This is a genomic window from Sediminivirga luteola (assembly GCF_014639315.1).
GTDB lineage: Bacteria > Actinomycetota > Actinomycetes > Actinomycetales > Brevibacteriaceae > Sediminivirga > Sediminivirga luteola.
On sequence record NZ_BMFY01000003.1, the window covers coordinates 234,661 to 258,537 of the forward strand.

The following is a 23,877-nucleotide window of genomic DNA, read 5'->3' on the forward strand; positions in this document are numbered from 1 at the left end:
TGCACGCCGGTGGACCCACGGGCTTCCGGTACGTCTCACGCCGGGGCGGTGCGCTCCAGGAGCGTGCGGACCGCATCGGCGACGTCATCGGGTGCGTCCGCGGCGAGATCGTGTCCGCCCCCGGGCACGATCCGCAGGGCGGCATCGGGCAAGGTCGCGGCAAGCGCACGCGCGGCGGGGAGATTCGCGCGGTCCTTGCTGCCGCACAGCACGAGCGCCGGCGCATGGATGCGGGGCACATCGGCACGCAGATCGACTCCGGCGGCCGCGTCGAGGAGGGACAGGAACGTCGTCTTGTCCAGGCCCGCCGGCAGCGGCAGCGCCCGTCCGGGAATCGCCCGGAGCACGGCGCGCTGGACGCGCATCAGCGCCGCGTTCGGGCGGATCTGGCTGCCGCTGAGCAGCAGCCCGGTGACGCGGTCCGGATTCGCGGCGGCGTAGCGGGTGGCGATCATCCCGCCGATCGACAGTCCGATCAGGGTGACTGAACTCGCTCCGGCTGCGCGGATCCGCTCGTCCAGGCCGCCGAGCGCCGCCTCGAAGGAGAACGGGGTGGCCAGATCGCTGGGCGCCACCGCCAGCACCGGACGCCCGTGCAGGCGGGCCACCTGCTCGTCCCATGCACGGGAATCCTGCCCGGCACCGGCGATGAAGACCACGAGATGCGTCATAGGCATCATCATCACACGGCTACGGGCGCGCCTCGCCCCGCACGCGCCTGCGCACGGTACCGCCGACCCCGCGTTGCTGGCGAGGACGTCGACCATGCGAAAGGGGAGCCGTCGTGTTCATGCCCCGGCCTCCCGTGCAACGTCTGGCGCGGAGGCGTGCGCCGGATTGGCGTTCAGCCACTCCAGTACCACGCGGGCGTGCCCGTCGGGAGGGAAGACAGGGTAGAACACATGACTGATCACGCCCTCGTCAACCACGAGCGCCAGTCTGCGGTAGACCGTCAGGGTGCCGGCCGTGAAGACCGGGAGGCCGGGATCGGCAGCCAGGACGAGGGATTCGTCGGTGAGCAGGGGATAGGGGAGCCGCAGTGCCCGGACCAGGGCCTGCTGGTACTCCGCGCGCTGGCTGGAGAGGCCGAATACGTGCCGGACGCCGCTGCGCACCAGATCCGCATAATGGTTGCGCATATCGCAGTTGTGCGGACTGCAGCCGCGCGCCCCAGGAATCGAGTCCCATCCCTCCGGCATATCGTGCTCGGGCGAGCCGGTCGTCGGGAAGACGTAGATCAGGACCCGTCCGTTCCCCAGCTCATTCAGGCTGATGCTGCCCCCGTCGGTGGACGGCAGGGCCACGGCTGGTAGCGGCATGCCCACCAGATGTGCTGCTGCGCCGTCGTCCACCGGAGCCTCGAGGTCGTCCGGGAGCGGAGCGAGATTCGGATTCGCGGCATCGAGCTCCCTCAGCTCGTTCATCATCCGGCGGCTGGCCACCGTCAGGTTTTCCACCAGCGCCTCCCGCTGCCGGCTGAGCGTCGTGACCGCCGCGTCGATCCTCTCGATGGCGCGCCGGTATTCGGTCAGGGTGGAGGGGCACGCATCGGCGTGCGGGCTGCCCGCGTTAAGGCAGTCCACGAATGGCGCCATGTCCTTCAGCGGAATGCCCAGCGAGTTCAGGCGATGGACCTGCGAGATCACCCGGAGCTGACGCTCGTCGTAGAGCCGATACCCGTTCTCTGCGCGATGAGGTACGACGAGGCCGAGAGCCTCGTAACCGCGGAGTGCCTTGAGGGACACCCCGGTCTCTGCGGAGGCCTCGCCGGACCGACGTAGTGTTGTCATGCCACGACCGTAAACCCGTGCCCTGAGGGCAGGGTCAAGACGGCGATGCCGGGCATGGGAAGGAGGACCGGTGACCCGTACCGTGCTGTTCGCCCCGGAGACGTTCAATCTGGCCGAGGTGACGCGGGGCGTGGAGATCGCCCGCAGCTTGTCCAGGCTGGCCGGGGACGTCGTTTGCGTCTTCGCCGGGTATTCGCGCCGCTACGCTCACATCGTCAAGGAGGCGGGGTTCGCCTTCCGTCCCCTGGAACCGGAGCTCACCGACCGGCAGGCGGACCAGCTGATCGCCGTGGATCAGGGACGCGGGCTCAGGCATCCGTTCACCACCCGGATGCTGGCCGAGCGGGTATCGAACGAGCGCGCCCTGATCCGTGAGCTGGCTGCTGATGCGGTGGTGATCGGCACCACCCTGAGCCAGTTCGTCTCCGCCCGGGCCGAGGGCGTGCCGCTGGTCTACGCCAAGCCGTTCGCCTACTCGCTGCCGCATGTGCGCCATATGCGCTCCACCGGCGTCCTCGGCCGGCGCACCGTGGCAGCGCGCATCCTCGACGGTGCCGCGGCGACGGCAGTCCGGACGGTGCTTCCGCGGATCCCGGTACTGCCCCGGGCATTCCCGCGGGTGGCGCGCGCCCACGGCGTATCGCTGCCGCCGACGGCGCTCGAAGCGCTGGACGCCGATCTGAACCTGATCACCACCGCCCCGCATCTTCTCCCGGCGGGAGTGCCCTTGCCGGAGAGCTATCGCGTGGTCGGCCCGGTGTTCGCCTCCCTGCCCGGTCCGGTTCCGCCGCTGGTGGCAGAACTCGCTTCACGCCCGGAGCCGCTGATCTACGTCGCCACCGGTTCATCCGGGAACAGGGAGCTCGTCCGCGCGCTGCTGATGAGGCTCGGGGCGGCCCGCTGCCAGGTGCTCGCCCCGGTCCGCCAGTACCTCAGCTCCGACGATGTGCACGCCTTGCCCGGCAACGTCCACGTGACCGGCTGGCTGCCGGCCGACCGGCTGGGCGGTGCGATCGACCTGGCCATCACCCACGGCGGCGAGGGCACCGTGCAGACCAGCAGCGTGCGGGGCTGGCCGTTCATCGGGATCCCGCTGCAGGCGGAACAGCGGTTCAACATCCAGCGTTGCGTCGAATTCGGTTCCGCGCGGATGGTGATGCCGCGCGAGCTGCGCAGGACCGACTGGCCGGCGCTGGTGGAGGACGCCCTCGCCGACGGGTACCTCCGGCGGCAGGCAGGCCGGATGGCGCATCGGCTCCACGGCGTCGACGGCGCAGCCGCCGCGGCCCGTCATATCGCGGCGCTCATCGGCGCCTGACCGGCGGGCCGGCCGTTCCGCCGGGGAGCACATCCGCCGGGACGCCGGGGACCGGAGTCTCGCCCGGGCTCTCAGAACCGGCGGAAGCCGCCCTCGGTGTGGAGGACCTGACCGGTCATCCAGCGTCCCTCGTCCGAGACCAGCCAGGCGATCAGCCGGGCGGGATCGTCCGGCTCGCCGAAGCGGCCCGCGGGGAACCGGGCGCGCAGGTCCTCCAGGACGTCGTCGGGGATGCCCATACCGGGGGAGAGGTACCCGGTGTTCACCGGGCCCGGGTTGACGGTGTTGAGCAGGATTCCCTGGTCGGCGAGCTCATCGGCGACCGTGGCCGTCACTCCCGCCAGCGCGGCCTTGGCCGCCGCGTAGGCGACCTCGCCGCGCATGGGGCCGTGCTGCTGGCCGGAGGTCATCCAGATCACCCGGCCGCCGTCCCTGCCGTCATGCTGCGCGGCGAAGGCTTTCGTCAGCAGCAGGGTCGAGCGGGCATCCACCGCCCAGTGCCCGTCCAGGGCCTCGGCGCCGATGTCGGCCAGTGTGCCGTCCCCGCCGGAGCGGGCGTGATTGCACACCAGGATGTCCAGATGCCCGGCAAGGCCGCCGGCGCGTTCGATCACCCCCGCCGGCGCCTGAGGGTCAGCCAGGTCGGCGCCGATGTCGAACAGCCGTGCGCCCGGCGCGAGCCGCTCCTGGATGCCGGCCCGGACGTCCTCGAGAGGATCCTCGCCCCAGGGCTGGTCCGCGTCGTGCGCCCGATGGTGGTGCAGCACGAGCGAGGCCCCCATCGAGGCGAGGCGGGCCGCGACGGCGTAGCCGATCCCGGCGCGCCTGCTGGTGCCGGTGACCAGCGCCGTGCGTCCATGCAGAGAGCGTTCGTCCTTCACCCGCCCCATAGTAGTGCTGTAGTGCTGCGGCGCACGGGACCGCGGCCGGGCGCCCGATCGCTGGTGGTCGATGCGGTGGACGGCGGGCTCGGCTAGACGCCAACCCCGCAGCGACTCTCCAAGCGGCCCCGGCCCGTGCGATGTGCTCTACCAGACGGAGCTCGTTCAGCACGTCCCGCGTCGGACCTGCGCCGCGCCCGCCGGCTGCGGTAGCATCTCCGCATGGACAGTGACAGTTCCGGCCGGCTAGATGCCGGCGCCTCCGTCTTACCGTTCCTCTCCCATCCCTATCAGGTCCTTTTCCTCTCCACCCGCCCGATCGCGGCCCAGGCGGCGCTTTCGCGGCCCGGCGGTGAGGCCAGGTGACCGCTGTTCTCCTGTTTCTCCTTGGCTGCCTCCTCATCCTGCTGATCATCGCCGCGAACGGTTACTTCGTCGCGCAGGAGTTCGCCTACATGTCGGTGGACCGCAACCGGCTGCGTGCGCTGGCAGCGGGCGGCGACCGGCAGGCCCAGCACGCCCTCGACGTGACCCGGCGGACGTCGTTCATGCTCTCCGGCGCGCAGCTGGGCATCACGGTCACCGGCCTGCTGGTCGGTTATGTCGCCGAGCCACTCGTCGGCGAGGCCCTCGGCACCTTTCTCGGTGGTGCCGGGGTGCCCGCCGCAGTCAGCATCACCGTCGGGACCGTCCTGGCACTGGCGGTCTCCACCGTGGTCCAGATGATCTTCGGCGAGCTGTTCCCCAAGAACTACGCCATCGCCAATCCCGTCCCGCTCGCGCGTGGTCTCGCTCGCTCCACGAAGGCCTACCTGACGGTGTTCGGCTGGCTGATCTCCGTCTTCGACCACGCCGCCAACGCCCTGCTGCGGCTGCTGCGCATCGAACCGGTGCACGATGTCGAGTCCAGCGCCACGGCCAAGGACCTGGAGCGGATCGTCTCCACCTCGAGGGACAGCGGGGACTTGCCAGACGAGTTCTTCCTCGCCTTCGACCGGGTGCTGGACTTCCCCGATCACGATGTCGAGCACGCCATGGTGCCCCGCTCGCGCACCGGTTTCGTCCAGCCCCAGACCACCATCGGCGAATTGCGCTGCCTGATGGCGGAAGAGCACACCCGCTACCCGGTCGTCGGTCACGAGGACGAACCCGTCGGGGTGGTGCATCTCATCGATGTGCTGGGCACCGCCGCCGGCGACGACGAGCCGGTGACGACGATCATGCGTGACCCCGTGATCGTCCCCACCTTGATGCCCCTTCCCGAAGCGGTCCGCAGGCTCCGGCAGGAGCAGGCGCAGCTGGCCTGCGTCATCGACGAGTATGGCGGGTTCGCCGGCATCGTCACGATGGAGGATCTGGCGGAGGAAGTGCTCGGGGAGATCACCGATGAGCACGACGATGAGGAACCCGCCGGGATCGAGCCGGCGGGCGAACGCCAGTGGCGGGTGGACGGTGACCTTCATCTGGACGAGGTCGAGCGGGTCATCGGGCTCAGCATCCCGACCGGTGACTACGAGACCCTCTCCGGTCTGCTCATCGCGCAGCAGGGCGGCCTCCTGGAGGAGGGGCAGACGGTGCGCATCGAGCTCCCGGCCGATCCCGCCGATTATGTGCAGGACTCGCCCTCCCGGCGCTGGCTGGACCTGACGGTGCTGAGCATCGACAAGCACGTTCCCCATTCCGTCCTCCTCACCGTCACGGAAGAACCCGCCGAGGGGGAGGACCGATGACCGGCTGGATGATCCCCGTGACCGCGACGGTGGCGATCATCGCCCTGTCGGCGTTCTTCGTCATCCTGGAGTTCTCCCTGCTGGCCGCGCGTCAGCACCGGCTAGAGGAGTCGGCGGAACACAGCCGGAGTTCGCGTGCGGCGCTGCGCAGCCTCAACGAGCTCACCGTCATGCTGGCGGGTGCCCAGCTCGGCATCACCGCGTGCACGTTCGCGCTCGGCGCGGTCAGCAAGCCCGCCGTCCACTACGCGCTGACGCCGGTGTTCCTCTCCTGGTCCATGCCCGCCTGGCTCGCGGACGCGGTCGCCTTCACCCTGGCGCTCCTCGTGATGACGTTCCTCCACCTGGTGGTGGGTGAGATGGCACCGAAGTCCTGGGCCATCGCCCATCCGGAGCGCGCGGCGCGGGCAGTGGCGATCGCCGCGCGGGCGTTCCTGTGGTGCTTCCGTCCGCTGCTCCTGTGGATCAACTCCCTCGCCAATCGCCTGGTCGCCGCAACCGGCGTGGAGCCGGTGGACCGGGCCGCGGCGGGAGGTTACGACACCGAGACCATCGGGCAGCTGGTCGAGCATTCCACCCGCGCCGGCGTCCTGGACGAGGCGTCCGGATCCCAGATCTCCCGCATCATCGAACTGGAATCCCTCACGGTGCAGGACGTGATCGGGGCCAAGCAGGAACAGGGGATGACCGCGGTTCCGCCGGAGGCCACGGTCGCCGACGTCCAGCAGCTCGCCCTGCGGACGGGACATCTTCGGGTCCTCATTCACCCGCCCTCGGGGTCGCCGCCGAGCATCGTCCATGTCCGCGACACCTTGCAGGCACCGGGTGATCGCCGTGCCGTGACCCTCAGCCGGCCGGCACTGGTCGTCCCGGCGGAGGACTCGGTGTACCAGACGTTCCAGCGGATGCGGGAGGCCGGCGAGCAGCTCGCCGTGGTGCGCACCGGGCGCGAGTTCACCGGGGTGATCACCTGGTCCGACATCCTGGGCCGCATCTGGCCGAACGTCGAGGAGCAGTGGCGGTAGCCTGTGCCGCTACGGCTGCCCGCCGGCGTCGCCGCCGAGGAAGTCACGACCTCCTGGCGGTGATGCTGGCGTGCGGCCGGTGCCCCGGGTCGGTACGGGTGAGCATCTGCTCCACCGCGAATCCGGCGTCCAGAAGCGCCCGGCGCATCGAGGGCAGTGACCAGAAGTACGCCGGGGCGACGGCATGGTCGAAGGCTTCCCCGGCGCGTCCGGCGAAGAACCCGAGGAGAAGACGCCCGCCGGGGCGCAGGCAGCGGGCGAACTCCGCCAGCGCCGCCGGCAGCCTCTCCGGCGGGAGGTGTATGAGCGAGTACCACGCCAGGATCCCGCCCAGTGCGGCATCGGGCACACCGAGGTCTCCGAGCGAGGCGCACCGGAACGGGACGTGCGGGAAGCGCGCGGCGGCGCTGGTGAGGAACTCCGGGACCAGATCGACCCCGGTGACGTCCACACCGCGATCCCGCAGGTACGCGGTCCAGTGGCCGGGCCCGCAGCCGGCGTCGACGACGGGCCCGCTCAGGTCCGCGCCCCAGGCGGCGATCTTCCGGGCATCGGCGGGGTGCATGGACGCGACCGACCCCAGCGCCGCGATGTACTCCCCGGCGCGTGCCGCGTAGGCCTCCCGGACCTGGTCGTTGCGCATCCTCCCACGGTAGGCCACGGGCGGCACTCAGTCTGCTCGATTAGAATCGCCGGCATGACCACACCACCCTCCGGCCCGCAGGACCCGGCGGAGAGCGGCCCGCAGCGCGGCGAGGAGCCCCAGCCGCACGGGCAGGTCGACCCCTCGTTGACGACCGAGCTGTTCGTGGACGGCGTCCGGAAGGGCGGCTCCGGCGACCCGGCCGGGCAGTCCGAGGAATCCGCCGAAGGGACGGCGCTGCTGAGCCTGGAGGAACTGCGCCAGATCGCCAAGGAGACGCACATCCCTCAGCTGGACGAGACCCGGCAGACCTCCCATGCGCGCCCCGAGGTGCCGGTGGCATCGCAACCGGCGCGGCCGGTCACCTGGCCCATGAATCAGGGCGCCGGCATCCCGCCGCGTCCGCCGCAGCCTCCGCACGTGGCCCCGCAGCACAGCAGCCGCCCGGTACTGGCACCCGGGATGCCCGCCGCGGTTCCGCCGGCCTGGAACGCGCCCGCTCCCGCCGGCCCGCCGCCGGCGCAGCCGCCCACGCCCGCTGCGCCCGGACGCCGGCGCCGCGGCGCCTGGTGGATCGTCCTGGCCATTCTGGCGGTGCTGCTGCTGGTGGCCGCCGTGGTCTTCGGCGCCATGTACCTGGGATCGCGCGAGGCGCAGTCGCAGCCTGCGCCCCCGGTCCCGGCCGAACAGCAGGAGGACCCGACCGCAGGCAGCGAAGGCACCGGGGAGGGCGACAGCCAGGACGCCGGCGGGACATCGCTGGAAGGAGAATGGTTCACCTCCCCGAGCGGCAACATCACCTGCGTGCTGAACGAGGACGCCGCGAGCTGCCAGATCGGCGAGTTCAGCTACCAGCCGCCCAGCCAGCCGGACGACTGCGACTGGAACGGCTACGGCTCCGTGGTCACCGTCGGCGGGGAACGGGCGGAGTACGGCTGTTTCCCCGTCGTCGGCGGTACCACCGGAGCCCCGGCGCTGGACTACGGCGAAGAGGTCACGGCCGGCGATCTCACCTGCACCAGCACGGAGCAGGGCATGCGCTGTGAGCACGCCGGCGGCCACGGCTTCCAGATCGCCCGTGCCGCGGCGAGCTTCTTTCCCTGAGCGGAATGTGCGTTAGCATGGGCACGTGACCACGGAGCTCCTCCTCCTTATCCGCCGCGGCGAGGCCTAGTTCATCTTCAGGCCGCCCTCGCCGCGGAGTGAAGCCTGCTCAAAGGCCGCGCAAGCATCACACGAGGACGAGGACAGACATGACGAACGGTCGCCCCAATCTGCAACAGCCCAGCCCGATGCCCTTCGGGAAGTACAAGTCGTTCTACGACCGCATCCCCCTGCAGCTGCCGGACCGCACCTGGCCGGACAAGCGCCTCACCAAGGCGCCGCGCTGGCTCAGTACGGATCTGCGTGACGGCAACCAGGCCCTGATCGACCCGATGTCCCCCGAGCGCAAGCGCAGGATGTTCGATCTGCTGGTCAAGCTCGGGTTCAAGGAGATCGAGGTCGGCTTCCCGGCGGCCAGCCAGGTGGACTACGACTTCGTGCGGCAGATCATCGAAGAGGACGCGATCCCCGACGATGTGCGCATCTCGGTGCTGACCCAGGCCCGTGAGGACCTGATCGAGCGCACCGTCGAGTCGCTGCGCGGCGCCGCCAAACCCACCGTGCACATGTACAACGCGACCGCGCCGGTGTTCCGGAAGGTCGTCTTCGGCTTCGACGGCGACGGCCGGGCCCAGACGCAGGACATCGCGGTCCGCGGTACCCAGGCGGTGATGAAGCACGCCGAGTCGATGCTCTCCGGCGCCGACTTCGGCTATCAGTACTCCCCGGAGATCTTCGTGGACACCGAGCCCGACTTCGCCCTGGAGATCGTCGGCGCCGTGATGGACCAGTGGGGGCCGGAAGCCGGCCGGGAGACCGTGGTGAACCTGCCGGCCACCGTCGAACGGGGCACGCCCAACGCCTATGCGGATCAGATCGAGTGGTTCATCCGCCATCTGCCGGACCGGGAGCACATCGCCGTGTCCCTGCATCCGCACAACGACCGGGGGACCGGCGTCGCCGCGGCCGAGCTGGGCCTGCTGGCCGGCGCGGACCGCGTGGAGGGCTGCCTGTTCGGCAACGGCGAGCGGACCGGCAACCTCGATCTGGTGACCGTGGCGCTGAACCTGTACACCCAGGGCGTCGATCCCGAGCTGGATCTCTCGGACATCGACGAGGTGATCCGCACGGTCGAGCACTGCAACCAGATCGGGGTGCACGAGCGCCATCCCTACGGCGGCGATCTGGTGTTCACCTCGTTCTCCGGTTCGCACCAGGACGCCATCAATAAGGCCTTCGCCGATCGCGAGAAGCGTGCCGAGGAGGCCGGCATCCCGGTCAGCCGGATGGAATGGGACATGCCCTATCTGCCGGTCGACCCGCAGGACGTGGGCCGCAGCTACGAGGCGGTCATCCGGGTGAACTCCCAGTCCGGCAAGGGCGGGGTGGCCTATCTGCTCAAGACCGAGTACCAGCTGGATCTGCCCCGGCGGATGCAGGTGGAGTTCTCCCAGGTGGTCCAGCGGCGCACCGAGGCCTCCGGCGGCGAGGTCTCCGCGCCGGTGCTGTGGGAGATCTTCGCCGATGAGTACCTGCCGGCCGAGACGACGGATGCCGCCTGGGGCCGGTTCCGGGTGGAGGGACTGCGCACCGAGTCCGCCGCGGACGAGGAAGGGCTGGTGAAGTCCGAGCGGATCGAGGTGGACATGGTCGTGGACGGCCAGGAGCGTACCTATGAGGGCCGCGGCACCGGGCCGCTCGACGCGCTGGTGAACATCCTCTCCGAGCATTTCGACCTGGACCTGCGCGTGCAGGACTATGTGGAGCACGCGATCGGCGCCGGGGCGGAGGTCAATGCGGCCGCCTATGTCGAGTGCGCCATCGGCGATCGCGTGCTGTGGGGAGCCGGCCTGCACCCGAACATCACCCGCGCCACGCTGAAAGCGGTCGTGTCGGCGGTGAATCGCGCGCATCGCAGCTGAAGGCCGTGCCAGAATAGTCCCTGTGGCACAGGCATGGCGCACCCAGCAGGCGAGGCAGTTCAGGGACGAGGGCATCGTCCTGGGCACGCACAAGCTGGGCGAGGCCGACCGCATCGTCACCCTGCTGACCCGTGAGCACGGCCAGGTCCGTGCCGTCGCCAAGGGCGTGCGCCGCACCAAGTCGCGGTTCGGCTCGCGGCTGGAGCCGTTCATGGTGGTGGACGTCCAGCTGCACCGGGGCCGCAGCCTCGACGTGGTCACCCAGGTGGAGCTGCTCGAGCCCTTCGGCGGGCAGCTGGCCGCCGACTATCTCGGCTACACCGCCGCCTCCGCGATGGCGGAGGCGGCGCAGCGCCTGACGGAGGAGGACACCTCCACCCGGCAGCACTATCTGCTGCTGCTCTCCGCGCTGCGCTCGCTCGCCGGGCGGCAGCACCATCCGCGCCTGGCGCTGGACGCCTATCTGCTGCGCGCCCTGTCCCTGGCCGGCTGGGCGCCCTCGCTGTACGACTGCGCGCAGTGCGGGGCGCCCGGCCCGCAGCGCTCCTTCCAGCCGCCGCTGGGCGGGGCGGTGTGCGCCAGCTGCCGGACGCCCGGCGCGCTGGCACCGGCACCGGAGACGATGCGGGTGCTCACGGCGCTGCTCACCGGCGACTGGCCGGTCGCCGACACCGCCGATGAGCGGACCCGGCGTGAGGTCGCGGCCATGGTGGACGCCTACCTGCAGTGGCATCTGGAGCGCGGCCTGCGGTCGATGCGGCTGGTGGACTCGGCATGAGCTATCCGGCTCCGCCGCCGCATCCCTCCGGCGCGCGGCCGCCGGAGCTCCCGGCGAAGTTCAAGCCCAGCCACATCGCCGTGGTGATGGACGGCAACGGCCGCTGGGCCAACCAGCGCGGACTGCCGCGGACGGAAGGCCACAAGGCCGGCGAGGCGGCGCTCCTGGATGTGGTGTACGGCGCCATCGAAGCCGGCATCCCGTACCTGTCGGCCTACGCCTTCTCCACCGAGAACTGGAAGCGCAGCCCCGAGGAGGTGCGCTTCCTGATGGGGTTCAACCGCGATGTGATCCGCCGCCGCAGGGACGAACTCGATGCGCTCGGCGTGCGGATCGTCTGGTCGGGCCGGCGCGGCAGGCTCTGGCGCAGCGTCATCGCCGAGCTGGAGGACGCCCAGGAACGTACCCGGCACAACACCGGCCTGACGCTGCAGTTCTGCGTCAACTACGGCGGCCGGGCCGAGCTCGTCGACGCCGTCAACGAGATCGCCGAGGCCGCCGCGCGCGGGGAGATCCGGCCCGGGAAGCTCACCGAGCGGTCCATCCGGGCCCGCCTCTACGCCCCCGAGATCCCCGATGTCGATCTGTTCCTGCGTTCCTCGGGGGAGCAGCGGACCTCGAACTTCCTGCTCTGGCAGTCCGCCTACGCCGAACTCGTCTTCCAGGACGTGCTGTGGCCGGATGTGGACCGGCGGACGCTGTGGCGCGCCATCGAGGAATACGCCTCCCGGGACCGCCGCTACGGCGGCGCGGTCGACAAACCCGGCACCCCGGGCACGCAGTAAGGTCGCAGGCCCTGGGCGGTGGTGATCACCGCCCGTCCCTGACCGCTCACAGCGGCCAGGGACGGGCGAGCGGTCAGAACTTGCCGGGCTTGAAGTCCTTGCGCTTCCGGTCGCCCGCCGGGCGCGTGGCGTGGCGGTGCGCGCCGCGCTTGAACGGACGGCCCGGCCTGCCGGTGTCCGGCCGCAGCTCGATCCGGCGGCCGCCGATGCGGGTGCCGGACAGCCGGTCCAGCGTCTCCCGGGACAGGTTCTCCGGTAGATCCACCAGGGTGTGGTCGGCGCGGATGTCGATATTGCCGATCTGCGCGCTGGGGATTCCGCCCTCATTGGCCAGGGCGCCGACGACGGATCCCGGCTGCAGGCGCTGCTGGCGGCCCACCGCGATGCGGTAGGTGGCCATGCCCTCCTCCCGGCGGCGTTCCCGGCCGCCGGGGTGGCCGTCCCGCTTGTCCCGTCCCTCGCGGTCCTTGCGGACCACGGGCTCGGGCAGCGGCTGCGCGGTGAGGGACTCGCCGTCGAGCAGCAACGCGGCCAGGGCAGCGGCGATCTCCGTAGCGGGGACGTCGTGCGCAGACTCGTACAGTTCGACCACCTGGACGAACTCCGTGAGGTCCGTCGTCGTGCGGGCCTTCGTGATCCGGTCCATGAACCGTTCGATGCGCGAGTTCGTGAGCTCCTCCACGGTCGGCAGCTCCAGCTGCGCGACCCGCTGGCGGGTGGCCCGTTCGATGGCGCGGAGCAGATGCCGCTCGCGCGGGGTGACGAACAGGATCGCCTCACCGGAGCGGCCCGCCCGGCCGGTGCGGCCGATTCGGTGCACATAGGACTCGGTGTCGTGCGGGATGTCGTAGTTGACCACCAGCTCGATGCGTTCCACATCGAGGCCGCGGGCAGCGACATCGGTGGCCACCAGGATGTCGATGCTGCCGCTCTTGAGCTGCTCCACCGTGCGTTCCCGGGCCTGCTGCGGGATGTCGCCGTTGATGGCGGCCGCGGACAGCCCGCGGGCGCGCAGCTTGTCGGCGAGCTCTTCGGTCGCCTGCTTGGTGCGCACGAAGATGATGATCCCGTCGTACTGCTCCACCTCGAGGATGCGGGTGAGCGCGTCGAGCTTGTGCGCATGGTTCACGTGCAGGAACCGCTGCCGGATGTTCGCTCCGGTGGTGGTCTTGGACTTCACCGTCACCGAGAGCGGGTCGTTGAGGTACTTCCCCGCGATCTTCGAGATCGAGGCGGGCATCGTCGCGGAGAACAGCGCCACCTGGCGGTCCGCCGGGGTGGTGGAGAAGATCTCCTCGATGTCCTCCGCGAAACCCATCTTGAGCATCTCATCGGCTTCGTCCAGCACCAGGTGCTGAAGCGAGTCGAGCTTCAGGGACCCCTTCTTCAGATGGTCGATCACACGGCCGGGAGTGCCCACGACGACGGGCGCGCCGCGGCGCAGGCCGGCCAGCTGGGGCCCGTAGGACTGGCCGCCGTAGATCGGCAGGATGGAGAAGCCGGGCAGCTGCGCGGCGTAGCTGGAGAAAGCCTCCGCCACCTGCAGGGCCAGTTCGCGGGTCGGAGTGAGCACCAGGACCGCGGGACCCTCCGGTCTGGGGCCCACCTGGCCGGCGTCGGCGAGGCGGCTGAGCACCGGGAGGGCGAACGCCGCCGTCTTACCGGTGCCGGTCTGGGCCAGGCCGACGACGTCGCGGCCCTCCAGCAGCGGCGGGATGGTCTGCGCCTGGATGGGGGAGGGACGCTCGTAGCCGACGGCGGTCAGGGCGTCGAGGATGCGGGGATTCAGGGAGAAGGAGCTGAACGGGGGCAGCTCGTCGGGACCGGCTCCGCTGGCGGGGGCCGTGGTGGGGTGGGTGTCGTTCATGGATTCGCTTCCGGTTTCGCACACGCGGCCATACGCCCAGAGTGGAGACGCAGGGAGAGGTCGGCGTGAGCGTACTGCGGGATCGGGATCGAGAAGATCACTCCGGCGCGCGGCCAGGGGCACAGCGCGCGGGCACGACAAAGCCGATTGAATGTGTGGTGTACCCCCATCCTACCGCATCGCGCGGGCTCACAGCCACCGGTCGCGCACCGGTGGATCGGTTAGGCTGGACTGCGGCTGTACATCGCACGTACAGGTCGTTATCCGTCCTTCGCACCCGAGGAGTCTCACGCACTGTGGCACCTTCCACGCTCGATTCCGTCATCGCCCTGGCAAAGCGGCGCGGCTTCGTCTATCAGGCCGGTGAGATCTACGGCGGCTCGCGTTCCGCCTGGGACTACGGGCCCCTGGGTGTGGAGCTGAAAGAGAACATCAAGCAGCAGTGGTGGCGCACCTTCGTGCGCTCGCGCGGCGACATGGTCGGCCTGGACTCCTCCATCATCCTGCCCAAACGGGTCTGGGAGGCCTCCGGCCACGTGGCGACGTTCGTGGACCCGCTGGTGGAATGCACCAGCTGCCACAAGCGGCACCGCCAGGACCACCTTCAGGAGGGCTTCGCGGACAAGCACGGCCGGCCCGCGCAGGATATGACGGAGATCGTGTGCCCGGACTGCGGCACGCGTGGCCAGTGGACCGAGCCGCAGAACTTCTCCGGTCTGGTCAAGACCTATCTGGGCCCGGTGGACAACGAAGAGGGCCTGCACTACCTGCGTCCGGAGACCGCGCAGGGCATCTTCGTGAACTTCACCAATGTGCTCACCACCGCCCGGAAGAAGCCGCCGTTCGGCATCGGCCAGATCGGTAAGGCGTTCCGGAACGAGATCACGCCCGGCAACTTCATCTTCCGGACCCGCGAGTTCGAGCAGATGGAGATCGAGTTCTTCACCCATCCGGACGACGCCGCCGCCTGGTTCGACCGCTGGGTGGAGGACTGCTGGAACTGGTTCACGGATCTGGGTATCGACGAGAGCCACATGCGGCGCCTGGACGTGCCCGAGGAGGAGCGCGCCCACTACTCGGCCGGCACCATCGACATCGAGTACGAGTTCGGCTTCCAGGGCAAGCCCTGGGGGGAGCTGATGGGCGTGGCGAACCGCACCGACTACGACTTGAGCCAGCACTCGGAGGCCTCCGGCGCCAAGCTGCAGTACTTCGACCAGGCCTCGGGCGAGCGCTACACGCCCTACGTGATCGAGCCCTCCTTCGGCCTGACCCGCTCCATGATGGCGTTCCTGATCGACGCCTACACCGAGGACGAGGCGCCCAACGCCAAGGGCGGCGTCGACACCCGCACCGTGCTGAAACTGGACCCGCGCCTGGCCCCGGTCAAGGCAGCGGTCCTGCCGCTGAGCCGCAACGAGAGGCTCACGCCCAAGGCCAAGGCTCTCGCCGAGGAGCTGCGCGGCAGCTGGAACGTGGACTTCGACGACGCCGGCGCCATCGGCCGCCGGTACCGCCGCCAGGACGAGATCGGCACGCCGTTCTGCATCACGGTGGACTTCGACTCCCTCGACGACGACGCCGTGACCATCCGGCGCCGCGACGACATGTCGCAGGAGCGCGTCGCGCTCTCCCAGGTGGCCGATTACCTGGCGCCCGGGCTCAAGGGCGCCTGAGCCGGCAGCCGGTGAGAAGGTCGGCGAGGTGAGGCGGCTCAGTCATGGGCGCAGGGCATAGTCACGCGCCGCGGTCCCTGACCAGGCGCCAGCGTTCGTCCCGCCGCCGGGCGGTGTGGGCGATGCTGTGCATCCTGGTCCCGCTGGGCCTGGCCGCCGTACTGGGCATGATCCTGCTGTGGCCCTCGGGCAGCCAGGCCGGCGGCGGGGCCTCCGGCGATGCTGCCTTCGGCGGCAGCGACTTCCTCCGCGGTCAGGTGGTCGCAGCGGATCTGAGCGACTGCCAGCCGCAGGACCCGATGCCGGCCGATGGCTGCGCCCGGGTGGAAGTCCAGGTCGGCGAGCGCACCGGCAGTCTCTACCTGCCGCCCGAGGCGGTGGCGGCGGGGGTCGAGGCCGGCGACGCCGTCCGGGTGATCGACCTGTCCGAAGATCCCGATCTCTTCGCCGACGACCCTCAGCTGGCAGCCGAGGATCCGGGCGCGTTCGGAGTGACGACGGATTTCGTCTTCGTCGACTACGACCGCACGGTGCCGCTGGGGCTGCTGGCGGCGCTCTATGCCCTGGTCGTCGTCGCGGTGGCCGGCTGGCGCGGTCTGCGGGCGCTCATCGGCCTCGGCCTCGCCTTCGGCATCATGCTCGGCTTCATGCTGCCGGCGCTCGTGGCCGGGCACCCGCCGCTGCTGGTGGCCCTCATCGCCTCGACCGTGATCATGTACCTGGTGCTGTATCTGGCGCACGGACTGACCGCCCGCACCTCGACGGCACTGCTGGGCACCATCGCCGGCATCGTCATCACGACCCTGCTGGGTGCCTGGATGACCGACTGGTCGAATCTCGCCGGGGTCTACAGCGAGGATGCCTACGTCCTTGACTCCCTGGCCAGCATCGATCCGCGCGGCTTGATCATGTGCGGCATGGTGATCGCCGGCCTCGGCGTGCTCAACGACGTCACCATCACCCAGGCGTCCGCCGTCTGGGAACTGCGCGAATCGAGTCCCGCGCTGGGGCCCAGGGGCGTGTTCGCCCGGGCCATGCGCATCGGCCGGGACCATATCGCCTCGACCGTCTACACCATCGCCTTCGCCTACGCCGGCGCCGCCCTGGCGACGTTGCTGCTGATCACCGTGCTCGACCGCTCCCTGATCGACGCGCTGACGATGGGGGACATCGCGGTCGAGGTGGCCCGGACCCTGGTGGGCTCGATCGGCCTGGTGCTGGCGATCCCGATGACGACGGCGATCGCGGTGCTCATCTCCTTCGCCACCCAGGCACCCGAGGAAGCACCCGGCGAGGCACCCGCGGAGGCGACGGCATAGGGCACGCGATTTGGGGCGGTTTGAGACAATGGATGGCGTGAACACCACCATCACCACTGCCGCCGTGCCCGCCGGCGCCGAGCCGGCCGTGCCCGGGCGCGCTCCGCTGCGCATCGGGAACCTGGTCCTGGACAGCCCCGTCGTCCTGGCCCCCATGGCGGGCATCACCAACACTGCGTTCCGCCGCATGTGCCGCGAGTACGGCGCCGGGCTGTACGTCACCGAGATGGTCACCTCGCGTGCGCTCGTGGAGCGCACGCCCACCAGCATGCGCATCATCCATCACGAGCCGTACGAGACACCGCGTTCGGTGCAGCTGTACGGCGTGGACCCGGTCACGGTCGGGCAGGCGGTGCGGATGCTGGTGGAGGAGGACCGCGCCGACCACATCGATCTGAACTTCGGCTGCCCCGTGCCGAAGGTGACCCGCAAGGGCGGCGGCGCGGCACTGCCCTGGAAGCTCGACCTGTTCACCGCCATCGTGCGCACGGCGGTCGCAGAGGCATCCCGGGGGGACATCCCGCTGACCGTCAAGATGCGCAAGGGCATCGACGCCGATCACCTGACCTATCTGGAGGCCGGGCGGATCGCCAGGGACGCGGGCGTCGCCTCCGTGGCGCTGCATGCCCGCACCGCCGCGGACTTCTACTCCGGCAGGGCCGACTGGGATGCCATCGCCCGGCTGAAGGACGAGCTGGGGGACACCGTGCCGGTGCTCGGCAACGGGGACATCTTCGCCGCGGAGGACGCGCTGGAGATGATGCGCACCACCGGCTGCGACGGCGTCGTGATCGGGCGGGGCTGCCAGGGACGGCCCTGGCTCTTCGGCGACCTCGCCGCGGCCCTGAACGGCTTGGACTTCCGGCACCGCCCGTCCCTGGGTGAGGTGGCCGACGCGGTCTACCGGCATGGCACCTACCTGGTGGAGCACTTCGAGGAGGAGTTCCGCGGGGTCCGGGACCTGCGCAAGCACATGGCCTGGTACTTCAAGGGATACGCCATCGGCGGCGATGCCCGCCGGGCGCTGGCGATGGTCTCCTCCCTGGCCGAACTGCGGGAGATCCTCTCCGGCTTGGACCGCGAGGCCCCCTACCCGGGCGCCGATGCCGAGGGCACCCGCGGCCGAGCCGGGCGTCCCAAGCGTCCCGTGCTGCCCGAACGCTGGCTGGAGTCCAGGCGCGTGGACGAGCAGCGCTCACGCGAGCTGCACGAGGCCGAGCTTGACGTCTCGGGAGGCTGAGCGGATGGACATCCTGACCGGCCAGGTGGCCGGGTACTCCGCCGAGGACCGGGAGCGCTGGGTCACCGAGCGCGCGAAGAACCCGCGCCGCTCCGCCTTCCAGCGTGACCGGGCACGGGTGCTGCACTCTTCCGGGCTGCGGCGGCTGGGGGCAAAGACCCAGGTGGTCTCGCCCGGCAGCGACGACTTCGTCCGGAACCGGCTGACCCATTCGCTGGAGGTCGCCCAGGTCGGGCGCGAGCTCGCCCGGTACTTGGGCTGCGATCCCGATATCGTGGACGCCGCCTGCCTGAGCCACGACCTCGGGCATCCGCCGTTCGGGCACAACGGGGAGACCGCGCTGGCGCGTATCGCCGCGGACATCGGCGGGTTCGAGGGGAATGCGCAGACCCTGCGCCTGCTCACCCGGCTCGAGCCGAAAGTCGCCTGGCCCTCCGGCCGCCCCGCCGGGCTGAACCTCACCCGGGCCACGCTGGACGCGGTGATCAAGTATCCGTGGCCGCTGGAGGAGGCGCCGCCCGTGACCGGGGAGTCGTCCCGGCTGCAGAAGTTCGGCGTTTACGCCGACGATCTGGAGGTGTTCCGCTGGTGCCGCAACGGCCGGGCGGACGGTCAGCGATGCCTGGAGGCCCAGCTGATGGACCTGGCCGATGACATCTCCTATTCGGTGCACGATATGGAGGATGCCGTGGTCGGCGGCCACCTGGACCTGTCGAGCCTCGGCCGGGACGAGGTGCGCGCCGGCCTGGTGGACATCACCCGGCGGTGGTACCTGCCGGAGGTCTCCGCCGAGGACATCACCGGCGCCCTGGACCGGCTGACGGCCTGCTCGTACTGGCAGCACGACTACGACGGCAGCCGCCGCGCGCAGGCGAGCCTGAAGCATATGACGAGCCAGCTCATCGGCCGGTTCGCCGCCGCCGCGGAGGCGGCCACGCGGGAGGAGTACGGCTACGAGCCGCTGGCCCGCTACGAGGGACGCCTGATGGTCCCGGAGGCCACGGCGGTGGAGATCGCCGTGCTCAAGGGACTCTCCACGCTGACCGTCATGGTGGCCGAGGACCGGCTGCGGCTGCAGGAGATCCAGCAGCAGGTGCTCTTCGACCTCGCCGACTACTTCCAGGCCAAGCCTGAGGCCCTGGAGCCGATGTTCGCCGCCGATCACCGGGAGGCGGAGACGGACGCGGAGCGGCTGCGGGTCGTGATCGATCAGATCGCCTCCCTGACGGACCATTCGGCCTGGAGCGTCTACCATTCGATCCATGCGGGTGCCCATGACAGGTTCTGACCGGGAGCGGCGATGGCCGGCCTGATCCGCAGGGAGGACATCGACGAGGTGCGCGCCCGCACCCGCATCGACGAGGTGGTGTCCGCCCACGTCACCTTGAAGAACGCCGGCGTGGACTCGATGAAGGGACTGTGCCCCTTCCACGACGAGCGCACCCCCTCGTTCCACGTGCGGCCGCAGGCCGGGATGTACCACTGCTTCGGCTGCGGCGAGAGCGGCGATGTGTTCACCTTCCTGCAGAAGATGGACCACGTCACCTTCGCCGAGGCGGTCGAGCGCCTCGCCGCGCAGGCCGGCGTCCAGCTGCGCTACGAGGAGGGCGCAGGACCGGACCGCGAGCAGATGGGCAAGCGCCAGCGCCTGGTCGATATGCACGCCGTGGCGCTGCAGTTCTTCCGCGAGCAGCTGGAGAGCCCGGAAGCGGCGATCGCCCGTGGCTTCCTGTCCGAGCGGGGTTTCGACCGGCAGGCGGCCGAGCACTTCGGGGTGGGATTCGCCCCGCGCAGCTGGGACGCCCTGGGCAAGCATCTGCGCGGCCGCGGCTACACGACGGAGGAGATCCTCGCCGGCGGGCTGGCGAGCCAGGGGAACCGGGGCGGGTACGACCGGTTCCGCGGCCGGCTGATGTGGCCGATCCGCGATGTCGCCGGCAATACGATCGGCTTCGGGGCCCGCCGGCTGTACGAGGACGATCAGGGGCCGAAGTACCTCAACACCCCGGACACGCAGCTCTATCACAAGAACCAGGTGCTCTACGGGATCGATCTGGCTAAGCGGGCGATCGCCAAGACGAAGCAGATCGTCGTGGTCGAGGGCTACACCGATGTGATGGCCTGCCATCTGGCCGGCATCGAGACGGCGGTGGCGACCTGTGGCACCGCCTTCGGGCCCGAGCACATCCGGGTGGTGCGCCGGATGCTCTCCGACGACGCGGCGCACTCCGGCGAGGTCATCTTCACCTTCGACGGCGACGAGGCCGGCCGGAAAGCGGCGCTGAAGGCGTTCGAGCTGGATCAGCGCTTCGTCGCCCAGACCTTCGTGGCGGTGGAGCCCGGCGGCCTGGACCCCTGCGACTTACGGCAGCAGCGCGGCGACGAGGCCGTGCGCGAGCTGGTCTCCGGCCGCCGTCCGCTGTTCGAGTTCGCGCTCACCTCGACGCTGGCCGGCATCGACCTGAGCACCGTGGAGGGGCGGGTGCGCGCCGTCCGCGCCGTGGCGCCGGTCGTTGCCGGCATCCGCGACCGCTCGCTGCAGCCGCACTACGCCCGGTTCGTCGCCGGGCGCATCGGCGTCGAGGTCGAGGAGGTCACCGCCGCGGTGCGCAGCGCCGCGCGGCGGGCCGGCGCGCCGGCGGCCGAGGGGCCCCGCGGCCGCCTGGATGCGGGTGCGCCCGGCAGCGGGGAGCAACTGCCGCCGCCGGCGGTCGGACCGCATAACCACTGGGGTGCGGACCCGGCCGATCCCAAGGCGCAGGTGCAGCGGCAGGCGCTCCAGGTCGTGCTGCAGCAACCAGGATTCGTCAACGCGAGGCTGTTCGACCGGCTGGACGGCTCGGTGTTCACGGTCCCGGCGTTCCGGCACGTGCATGAGGCGATGCGCGCCGCCGGGGGAGTGGCCGCGGCAGCGAAGACGCCTCAGGGCTGGCCGGAGAGGGTGCGGCAGAACGCGCTGCCGGAGGTGGCGCCGCTGGTCGGCGAACTCGCGGTGGCGCCGCTGCCGGCCCAGCCAGGGGCCGCGCTGGAACGGTACTGCAAGGCCGTGGTGGCGCGGTTGTTCGATCTGGACATGCTGCGCATCGCCGGGGACATGCACGCCCGGCTCCAGCAGATCGGGGACTCCAACCCGCAGGAGCAGCAGCACATCCTCCGCCAGCTGCAGGTGCTCGAGGCCAACCGCGCCCGGCTGCGCGCGACCTTCTAGGGCCCGCGCCCTTCTATCGCCTGCCCCTTCGTGACGGCATGTGACAGTCCCCGCGCTGATCACGGCGGCGCGCGGGACACACTGGGCACGAACATGCGAGGATCCGGGCAGCGTCGCCCGCCAGCAGCGATTCCCAGGAGGACGTCATGAGCGAGTGGTCATTCGAGACGCGGCAGATCCATGCCGGGCAGGTACCGGACCCCACGACCGGTGCGCGCGCCGTGCCCATCTACCAGACGACGTCCTTCGTCTTCGACAGCGTCAAGACCGCCGCCGACCGCTTCGCGCTTGCTGAGCTGGGCCCCATCTACACGCGAATCGGCGGCCCCACCAATGAGGTCGTGGAGCAGCGGCTGGCTGATCTGGAGGGCGGGGTGGGTGCCGTCGCGCTCGGCTCGGGCCAGGCGGCCGAATCCCTGGCGCTGTTCAACGTGGCGCAGGCCGGAGATCACATCGTCGCCAGCCCGAGCCTCTACGGGGGCACCTACAACCTGCTCGACCAGACTCTGCCGAAGTTCGGCATCGAGGTCACCTTCGTCACCGATCCGGATGACCTGGACCAGTGGCGCGCGGCGGCGCGTCCCAATACCAAGGCGTTCTTCGCCGAGACCATCTCCAATCCCCGGCAGGACGTGCTGGACATCGAGGCGGTCGCCGATGTCGCCCATCAGTCCGGGGTCCCGCTCATCGTCGACAACACCCTCGCCACGCCGTACCTCGTCCGGCCGCTGGAGCACGGCGCGGACGTCGTCGTGCACTCGGCCACCAAGTACCTGGGCGGCCACGGCACGGCGATCGCCGGCGTGGTCGTCGACGGCGGCAGTTTCGACTTCAGCCAGGACCCGGAACGGTTCCCCGGCTTCAACCAGCCAGACCCGTCCTACAACGGGCTCGTCTTCGCCCGCGACCTTGGCCCGGACTCGCCGTTCGGCGCGAACGTGTCCTTCGGCATCAAACTGCGCGTGCAGCTGCTGCGCGATCTGGGCCCGGCGCTGGCGCCGTTCAACTCGTTCCTCCTGCTACAGGGCCTGGAGACGCTGAGCCTGCGCATCGAACGGCACGTGGCCAACGCCCAGCGCGTGGCCGAGTGGCTCGAGGCGCACGAGCAGGTGCAGTCGGTCGCCTACGCCGGGCTGCCGTCCAGCCCGTGGTACGAGCGCGGCAAGCGCTACGCCCCGCGCGGCGTCGGCTCCGTGCTGGCCTTCGAGATCGCCGGCGGCTACGACGCCGCGGTGGCGTTCGTCAACGCGCTGGAGCTGCACTCCCTGGTGGCCAATATCGGCGATGTCCGCTCGCTCGTGATCCACCCGGCCTCCACGACACACTCCCAGCTGAACGAGGAGCAGCAGCGTTCGGCGGGCGTCGCCCCCGGCCTGGTCCGGCTCTCCGTCGGCCTGGAACACATCGACGATATCCTGGCCGATCTGAGAAAGGGTTTCGACGCTGCCCGCCTCCCGTGACTCCCTGTCCGATTCCGTGATCCTGCATGCGCCCGCCTCCAGGCTGCAGTTCCTCGACACGGGGGAGCTGCAGCTGGAGTCGGGACGCGTGCTGGAGCGCGTCACGCTCGCCTACGAGACCTACGGCACGCTGGCGCCGGACGGCTCCAACGCAGTCCTGATCCAGCACGCGCTGACCGCCAACAGCCATGTCGCCGCGCACGACGACGCGGACGAGGCCGGCTGGTGGGGTCCGATGGTGGGCCCGGGCGCCGCCATCGACACGGACCGGTACTTCGTCGTCTGCGCCAATATGCTCGGCGGCTGCGGGGGCACGACGGGCCCGGCCAGCGCCTCTCCGGGCGACGGGCTGCCCTACGGGTCCCGGTTCCCCGGCGTCACACTGCGTGACGGGGTCACCCTGGAGGCCCGGCTGGCCGATCATCTGGGGATCGCCGCCTGGCACACCGTCATCGGCGGGTCGATGGGCGGAGCCCGCGCCCTGGAGTGGGCCATCATGCACCCGGAGCGGGTGGAGCGCCTGGTGGTGCTGGCCGCCCCGGCGTACTCCAATGCGGACCAGATCGCCTGGGCCCACACCCAGCTGATCGCGATCGAATCGGATCCCGAGTACTGCGGCGGCGACTACCTGGCCCTGGGCCGGAGCCCGGAGAACGGGCTGGGCCTGGCCCGGCGCATCGCGCATCTGACCTACCGGCACGGCAGCGAGCTGGACACGCGGTTCGGCCGCGCGCGGCAGCGGACCAGCCGGCCGGGCGAACGGCCCGAGTACTACCAGGTGGACAGCTACCTGGACCATCAGGCCCGGAAGCTCGTGAACCGGTTCGACGCCGGTTCCTACGCGGTGCTCACGCGTGCGCTGCGGGACCACGACGTCACCCGCGGGCGCGGCGGGCTGCAGGAGGCGCTCGGGCGGATCCAGGCCGGCGTCACGCTCATCGCCATCGACACCGACCGGCTGTACCCACCCGCGCAGCTGGAGGAGATCGACCGGGCACTGCCCTCACCGCCGGGAGTGCACACCATCCGCAGCCTGCGCGGGCATGACGGGTTCCTCATGGAGCACGATCAGCTGGCCGCCATCCTCGCCGCGACGGTGTTCGCTTAAGCGGACTCCGCCCGGAACCGTGC

The 23,877-nt window shown here is 70.5% G+C and carries 20 protein-coding genes; 15 read left to right on the forward strand and 5 right to left on the reverse strand.

The features are described 5' to 3' along the window. Positions 1 to 35: 35 nt before the first annotated feature. The gene (locus IEW13_RS04530) at positions 36 to 671 is read right to left on the reverse strand and encodes an alpha/beta fold hydrolase (RefSeq protein ID WP_188549744.1); all 636 of its coding nucleotides are present in this window, start codon (positions 669 to 671) and stop codon (positions 36 to 38) included. A gap of 117 nt (positions 672 to 788) precedes the next feature. After that, complete coding sequence (locus tag IEW13_RS04535; RefSeq protein ID WP_188549745.1) at positions 789 to 1,790, reverse strand: redoxin family protein; 1,002 nt, start codon at positions 1,788 to 1,790, stop codon at positions 789 to 791. A 70-nt stretch (positions 1,791 to 1,860) separates the two neighbouring features. Here IEW13_RS04535 and IEW13_RS04540 point away from each other — a divergent pair, with 70 nt between their 5' ends. Next, positions 1,861 to 3,108 (forward strand): glycosyltransferase, encoded by a 1,248-nt coding sequence (locus IEW13_RS04540; protein WP_229744931.1) that lies wholly within the window; start codon positions 1,861 to 1,863, stop codon positions 3,106 to 3,108. Positions 3,109 to 3,179: 71 nt separating this feature from the next. On the opposite strand, the gene IEW13_RS04545 is transcribed toward IEW13_RS04540, so the two are convergent. After that, on the reverse strand, positions 3,180 to 3,998 hold the full coding sequence (locus IEW13_RS04545) for an SDR family oxidoreductase (RefSeq protein WP_188549746.1): 819 nt from the start codon (positions 3,996 to 3,998) through the stop codon (positions 3,180 to 3,182). Positions 3,999 to 4,211: 213 nt separating this feature from the next. On the opposite strand from IEW13_RS04545, the gene IEW13_RS04550 reads away from it, so the two are divergent. From IEW13_RS04550 to IEW13_RS04560, 3 genes are read left to right on the forward strand one after another with little or no spacing between them, the layout of a single operon-like run. Next, complete coding sequence (locus IEW13_RS04550; RefSeq protein WP_188549747.1) at positions 4,212 to 4,355, forward strand: hypothetical protein; 144 nt, start codon at positions 4,212 to 4,214, stop codon at positions 4,353 to 4,355. Continuing rightward, a complete protein-coding gene (locus IEW13_RS04555) occupies positions 4,352 to 5,719 on the forward strand; it encodes a hemolysin family protein (RefSeq protein ID WP_188549748.1) in 1,368 nt (455 codons plus the stop codon). Before IEW13_RS04550 ends, IEW13_RS04555 begins: the two co-directional genes overlap by 4 nt. Beyond that, entirely contained in the window at positions 5,716 to 6,744 is a 1,029-nt protein-coding gene (locus IEW13_RS04560; RefSeq protein ID WP_188549749.1) for a CNNM domain-containing protein, read from the forward strand. Before IEW13_RS04555 ends, IEW13_RS04560 begins: the two co-directional genes overlap by 4 nt. 43 nt (positions 6,745 to 6,787) lie before the next feature. Here IEW13_RS04560 and IEW13_RS04565 read toward each other — a convergent pair whose 3' ends face one another. Continuing rightward, positions 6,788 to 7,387, reverse strand: coding sequence for a class I SAM-dependent methyltransferase (locus IEW13_RS04565; protein ID WP_188549750.1), 600 nt, complete (start codon positions 7,385 to 7,387; stop codon positions 6,788 to 6,790). Between the two features lie 54 nt (positions 7,388 to 7,441). Here IEW13_RS04565 and IEW13_RS04570 point away from each other — a divergent pair, with 54 nt between their 5' ends. The 4 genes from IEW13_RS04570 (at position 7,442) to IEW13_RS04585 (ending at position 11,976) form a co-directional block, all read left to right on the forward strand. Next, positions 7,442 to 8,491 (forward strand): DUF6479 family protein, encoded by a 1,050-nt coding sequence (locus IEW13_RS04570; RefSeq protein WP_188549751.1) that lies wholly within the window; start codon positions 7,442 to 7,444, stop codon positions 8,489 to 8,491. Positions 8,492 to 8,640: 149 nt separating this feature from the next. Further along, the gene (gene leuA / locus IEW13_RS04575) at positions 8,641 to 10,413 is read left to right on the forward strand and encodes a 2-isopropylmalate synthase (RefSeq protein WP_188549752.1); all 1,773 of its coding nucleotides are present in this window, start codon (positions 8,641 to 8,643) and stop codon (positions 10,411 to 10,413) included. A 22-nt stretch (positions 10,414 to 10,435) separates the two neighbouring features. Next, positions 10,436 to 11,191 (forward strand): DNA repair protein RecO, encoded by a 756-nt coding sequence (gene recO, locus IEW13_RS04580; protein ID WP_188549753.1) that lies wholly within the window; start codon positions 10,436 to 10,438, stop codon positions 11,189 to 11,191. Further along, a complete protein-coding gene (locus IEW13_RS04585; RefSeq protein WP_188549754.1) occupies positions 11,188 to 11,976 on the forward strand; it encodes an isoprenyl transferase in 789 nt (262 codons plus the stop codon). The genes recO and IEW13_RS04585 overlap by 4 nt, the downstream gene beginning before the upstream one ends. Positions 11,977 to 12,049: 73 nt before the next feature. Here the strand turns inward: IEW13_RS04585 and IEW13_RS04590 are convergent, their stop codons facing one another. After that, a complete protein-coding gene (locus IEW13_RS04590; RefSeq protein WP_188549755.1) occupies positions 12,050 to 13,843 on the reverse strand; it encodes a DEAD/DEAH box helicase in 1,794 nt (597 codons plus the stop codon). A gap of 296 nt (positions 13,844 to 14,139) precedes the next feature. On the opposite strand from IEW13_RS04590, the gene IEW13_RS04595 reads away from it, so the two are divergent. From IEW13_RS04595 to metX, 7 genes are all read left to right on the forward strand, one after another. Then, positions 14,140 to 15,519, forward strand: coding sequence for a glycine--tRNA ligase (locus IEW13_RS04595; RefSeq protein ID WP_188549756.1), 1,380 nt, complete (start codon positions 14,140 to 14,142; stop codon positions 15,517 to 15,519). Positions 15,520 to 15,563: 44 nt separating this feature from the next. Further along, positions 15,564 to 16,838, forward strand: coding sequence for a YibE/F family protein (locus IEW13_RS04600; RefSeq protein ID WP_188549757.1), 1,275 nt, complete (start codon positions 15,564 to 15,566; stop codon positions 16,836 to 16,838). 49 nt (positions 16,839 to 16,887) lie between these two features. After that, the gene (dusB, locus tag IEW13_RS04605) at positions 16,888 to 18,078 is read left to right on the forward strand and encodes a tRNA dihydrouridine synthase DusB (protein WP_373283544.1); all 1,191 of its coding nucleotides are present in this window, start codon (positions 16,888 to 16,890) and stop codon (positions 18,076 to 18,078) included. Positions 18,079 to 18,082: 4 nt separating this feature from the next. Next, positions 18,083 to 19,366, forward strand: a complete 1,284-nt coding sequence (locus IEW13_RS04610; protein WP_188549759.1) for a deoxyguanosinetriphosphate triphosphohydrolase — start codon at positions 18,083 to 18,085, stop codon at positions 19,364 to 19,366. Positions 19,367 to 19,378: 12 nt separating this feature from the next. Continuing rightward, entirely contained in the window at positions 19,379 to 21,286 is a 1,908-nt protein-coding gene (gene dnaG, locus IEW13_RS04615; protein ID WP_188549760.1) for a DNA primase, read from the forward strand. A gap of 146 nt (positions 21,287 to 21,432) precedes the next feature. After that, positions 21,433 to 22,746 (forward strand): bifunctional o-acetylhomoserine/o-acetylserine sulfhydrylase, encoded by a 1,314-nt coding sequence (locus IEW13_RS04620; RefSeq protein ID WP_188549761.1) that lies wholly within the window; start codon positions 21,433 to 21,435, stop codon positions 22,744 to 22,746. 16 nt (positions 22,747 to 22,762) lie between these two features. Then, complete coding sequence (gene metX, locus IEW13_RS04625; RefSeq protein WP_229744933.1) at positions 22,763 to 23,854, forward strand: homoserine O-acetyltransferase MetX; 1,092 nt, start codon at positions 22,763 to 22,765, stop codon at positions 23,852 to 23,854. Positions 23,855 to 23,877: the final 23 nt, after the last annotated feature.

Coding starts and splice junctions, on each gene's coding strand:
- IEW13_RS04530 (WP_188549744.1), bottom strand. CDS start 671: ATGACGCATCTCGTGGTCTTCATCGCCGGTGCCGGGCAGGATTCCCGT.
- IEW13_RS04535 (WP_188549745.1), bottom strand. CDS start 1,790: ATGACAACACTACGTCGGTCCGGCGAGGCCTCCGCAGAGACCGGGGTG.
- IEW13_RS04545 (WP_188549746.1), bottom strand. CDS start 3,998: ATGGGGCGGGTGAAGGACGAACGCTCTCTGCATGGACGCACGGCGCTG.
- IEW13_RS04550 (WP_188549747.1), top strand. CDS start 4,212: ATGGACAGTGACAGTTCCGGCCGGCTAGATGCCGGCGCCTCCGTCTTA.
- IEW13_RS04560 (WP_188549749.1), top strand. CDS start 5,716: ATGACCGGCTGGATGATCCCCGTGACCGCGACGGTGGCGATCATCGCC.
- IEW13_RS04565 (WP_188549750.1), bottom strand. CDS start 7,387: ATGCGCAACGACCAGGTCCGGGAGGCCTACGCGGCACGCGCCGGGGAG.
- IEW13_RS04570 (WP_188549751.1), top strand. CDS start 7,442: ATGACCACACCACCCTCCGGCCCGCAGGACCCGGCGGAGAGCGGCCCG.
- leuA (WP_188549752.1), top strand. CDS start 8,641: ATGACGAACGGTCGCCCCAATCTGCAACAGCCCAGCCCGATGCCCTTC.
- IEW13_RS04585 (WP_188549754.1), top strand. CDS start 11,188: ATGAGCTATCCGGCTCCGCCGCCGCATCCCTCCGGCGCGCGGCCGCCG.
- IEW13_RS04590 (WP_188549755.1), bottom strand. CDS start 13,843: ATGAACGACACCCACCCCACCACGGCCCCCGCCAGCGGAGCCGGTCCC.
- IEW13_RS04600 (WP_188549757.1), top strand. CDS start 15,564: ATGGGCGCAGGGCATAGTCACGCGCCGCGGTCCCTGACCAGGCGCCAG.
- IEW13_RS04610 (WP_188549759.1), top strand. CDS start 18,083: ATGGACATCCTGACCGGCCAGGTGGCCGGGTACTCCGCCGAGGACCGG.
- dnaG (WP_188549760.1), top strand. CDS start 19,379: ATGGCCGGCCTGATCCGCAGGGAGGACATCGACGAGGTGCGCGCCCGC.
- IEW13_RS04620 (WP_188549761.1), top strand. CDS start 21,433: ATGAGCGAGTGGTCATTCGAGACGCGGCAGATCCATGCCGGGCAGGTA.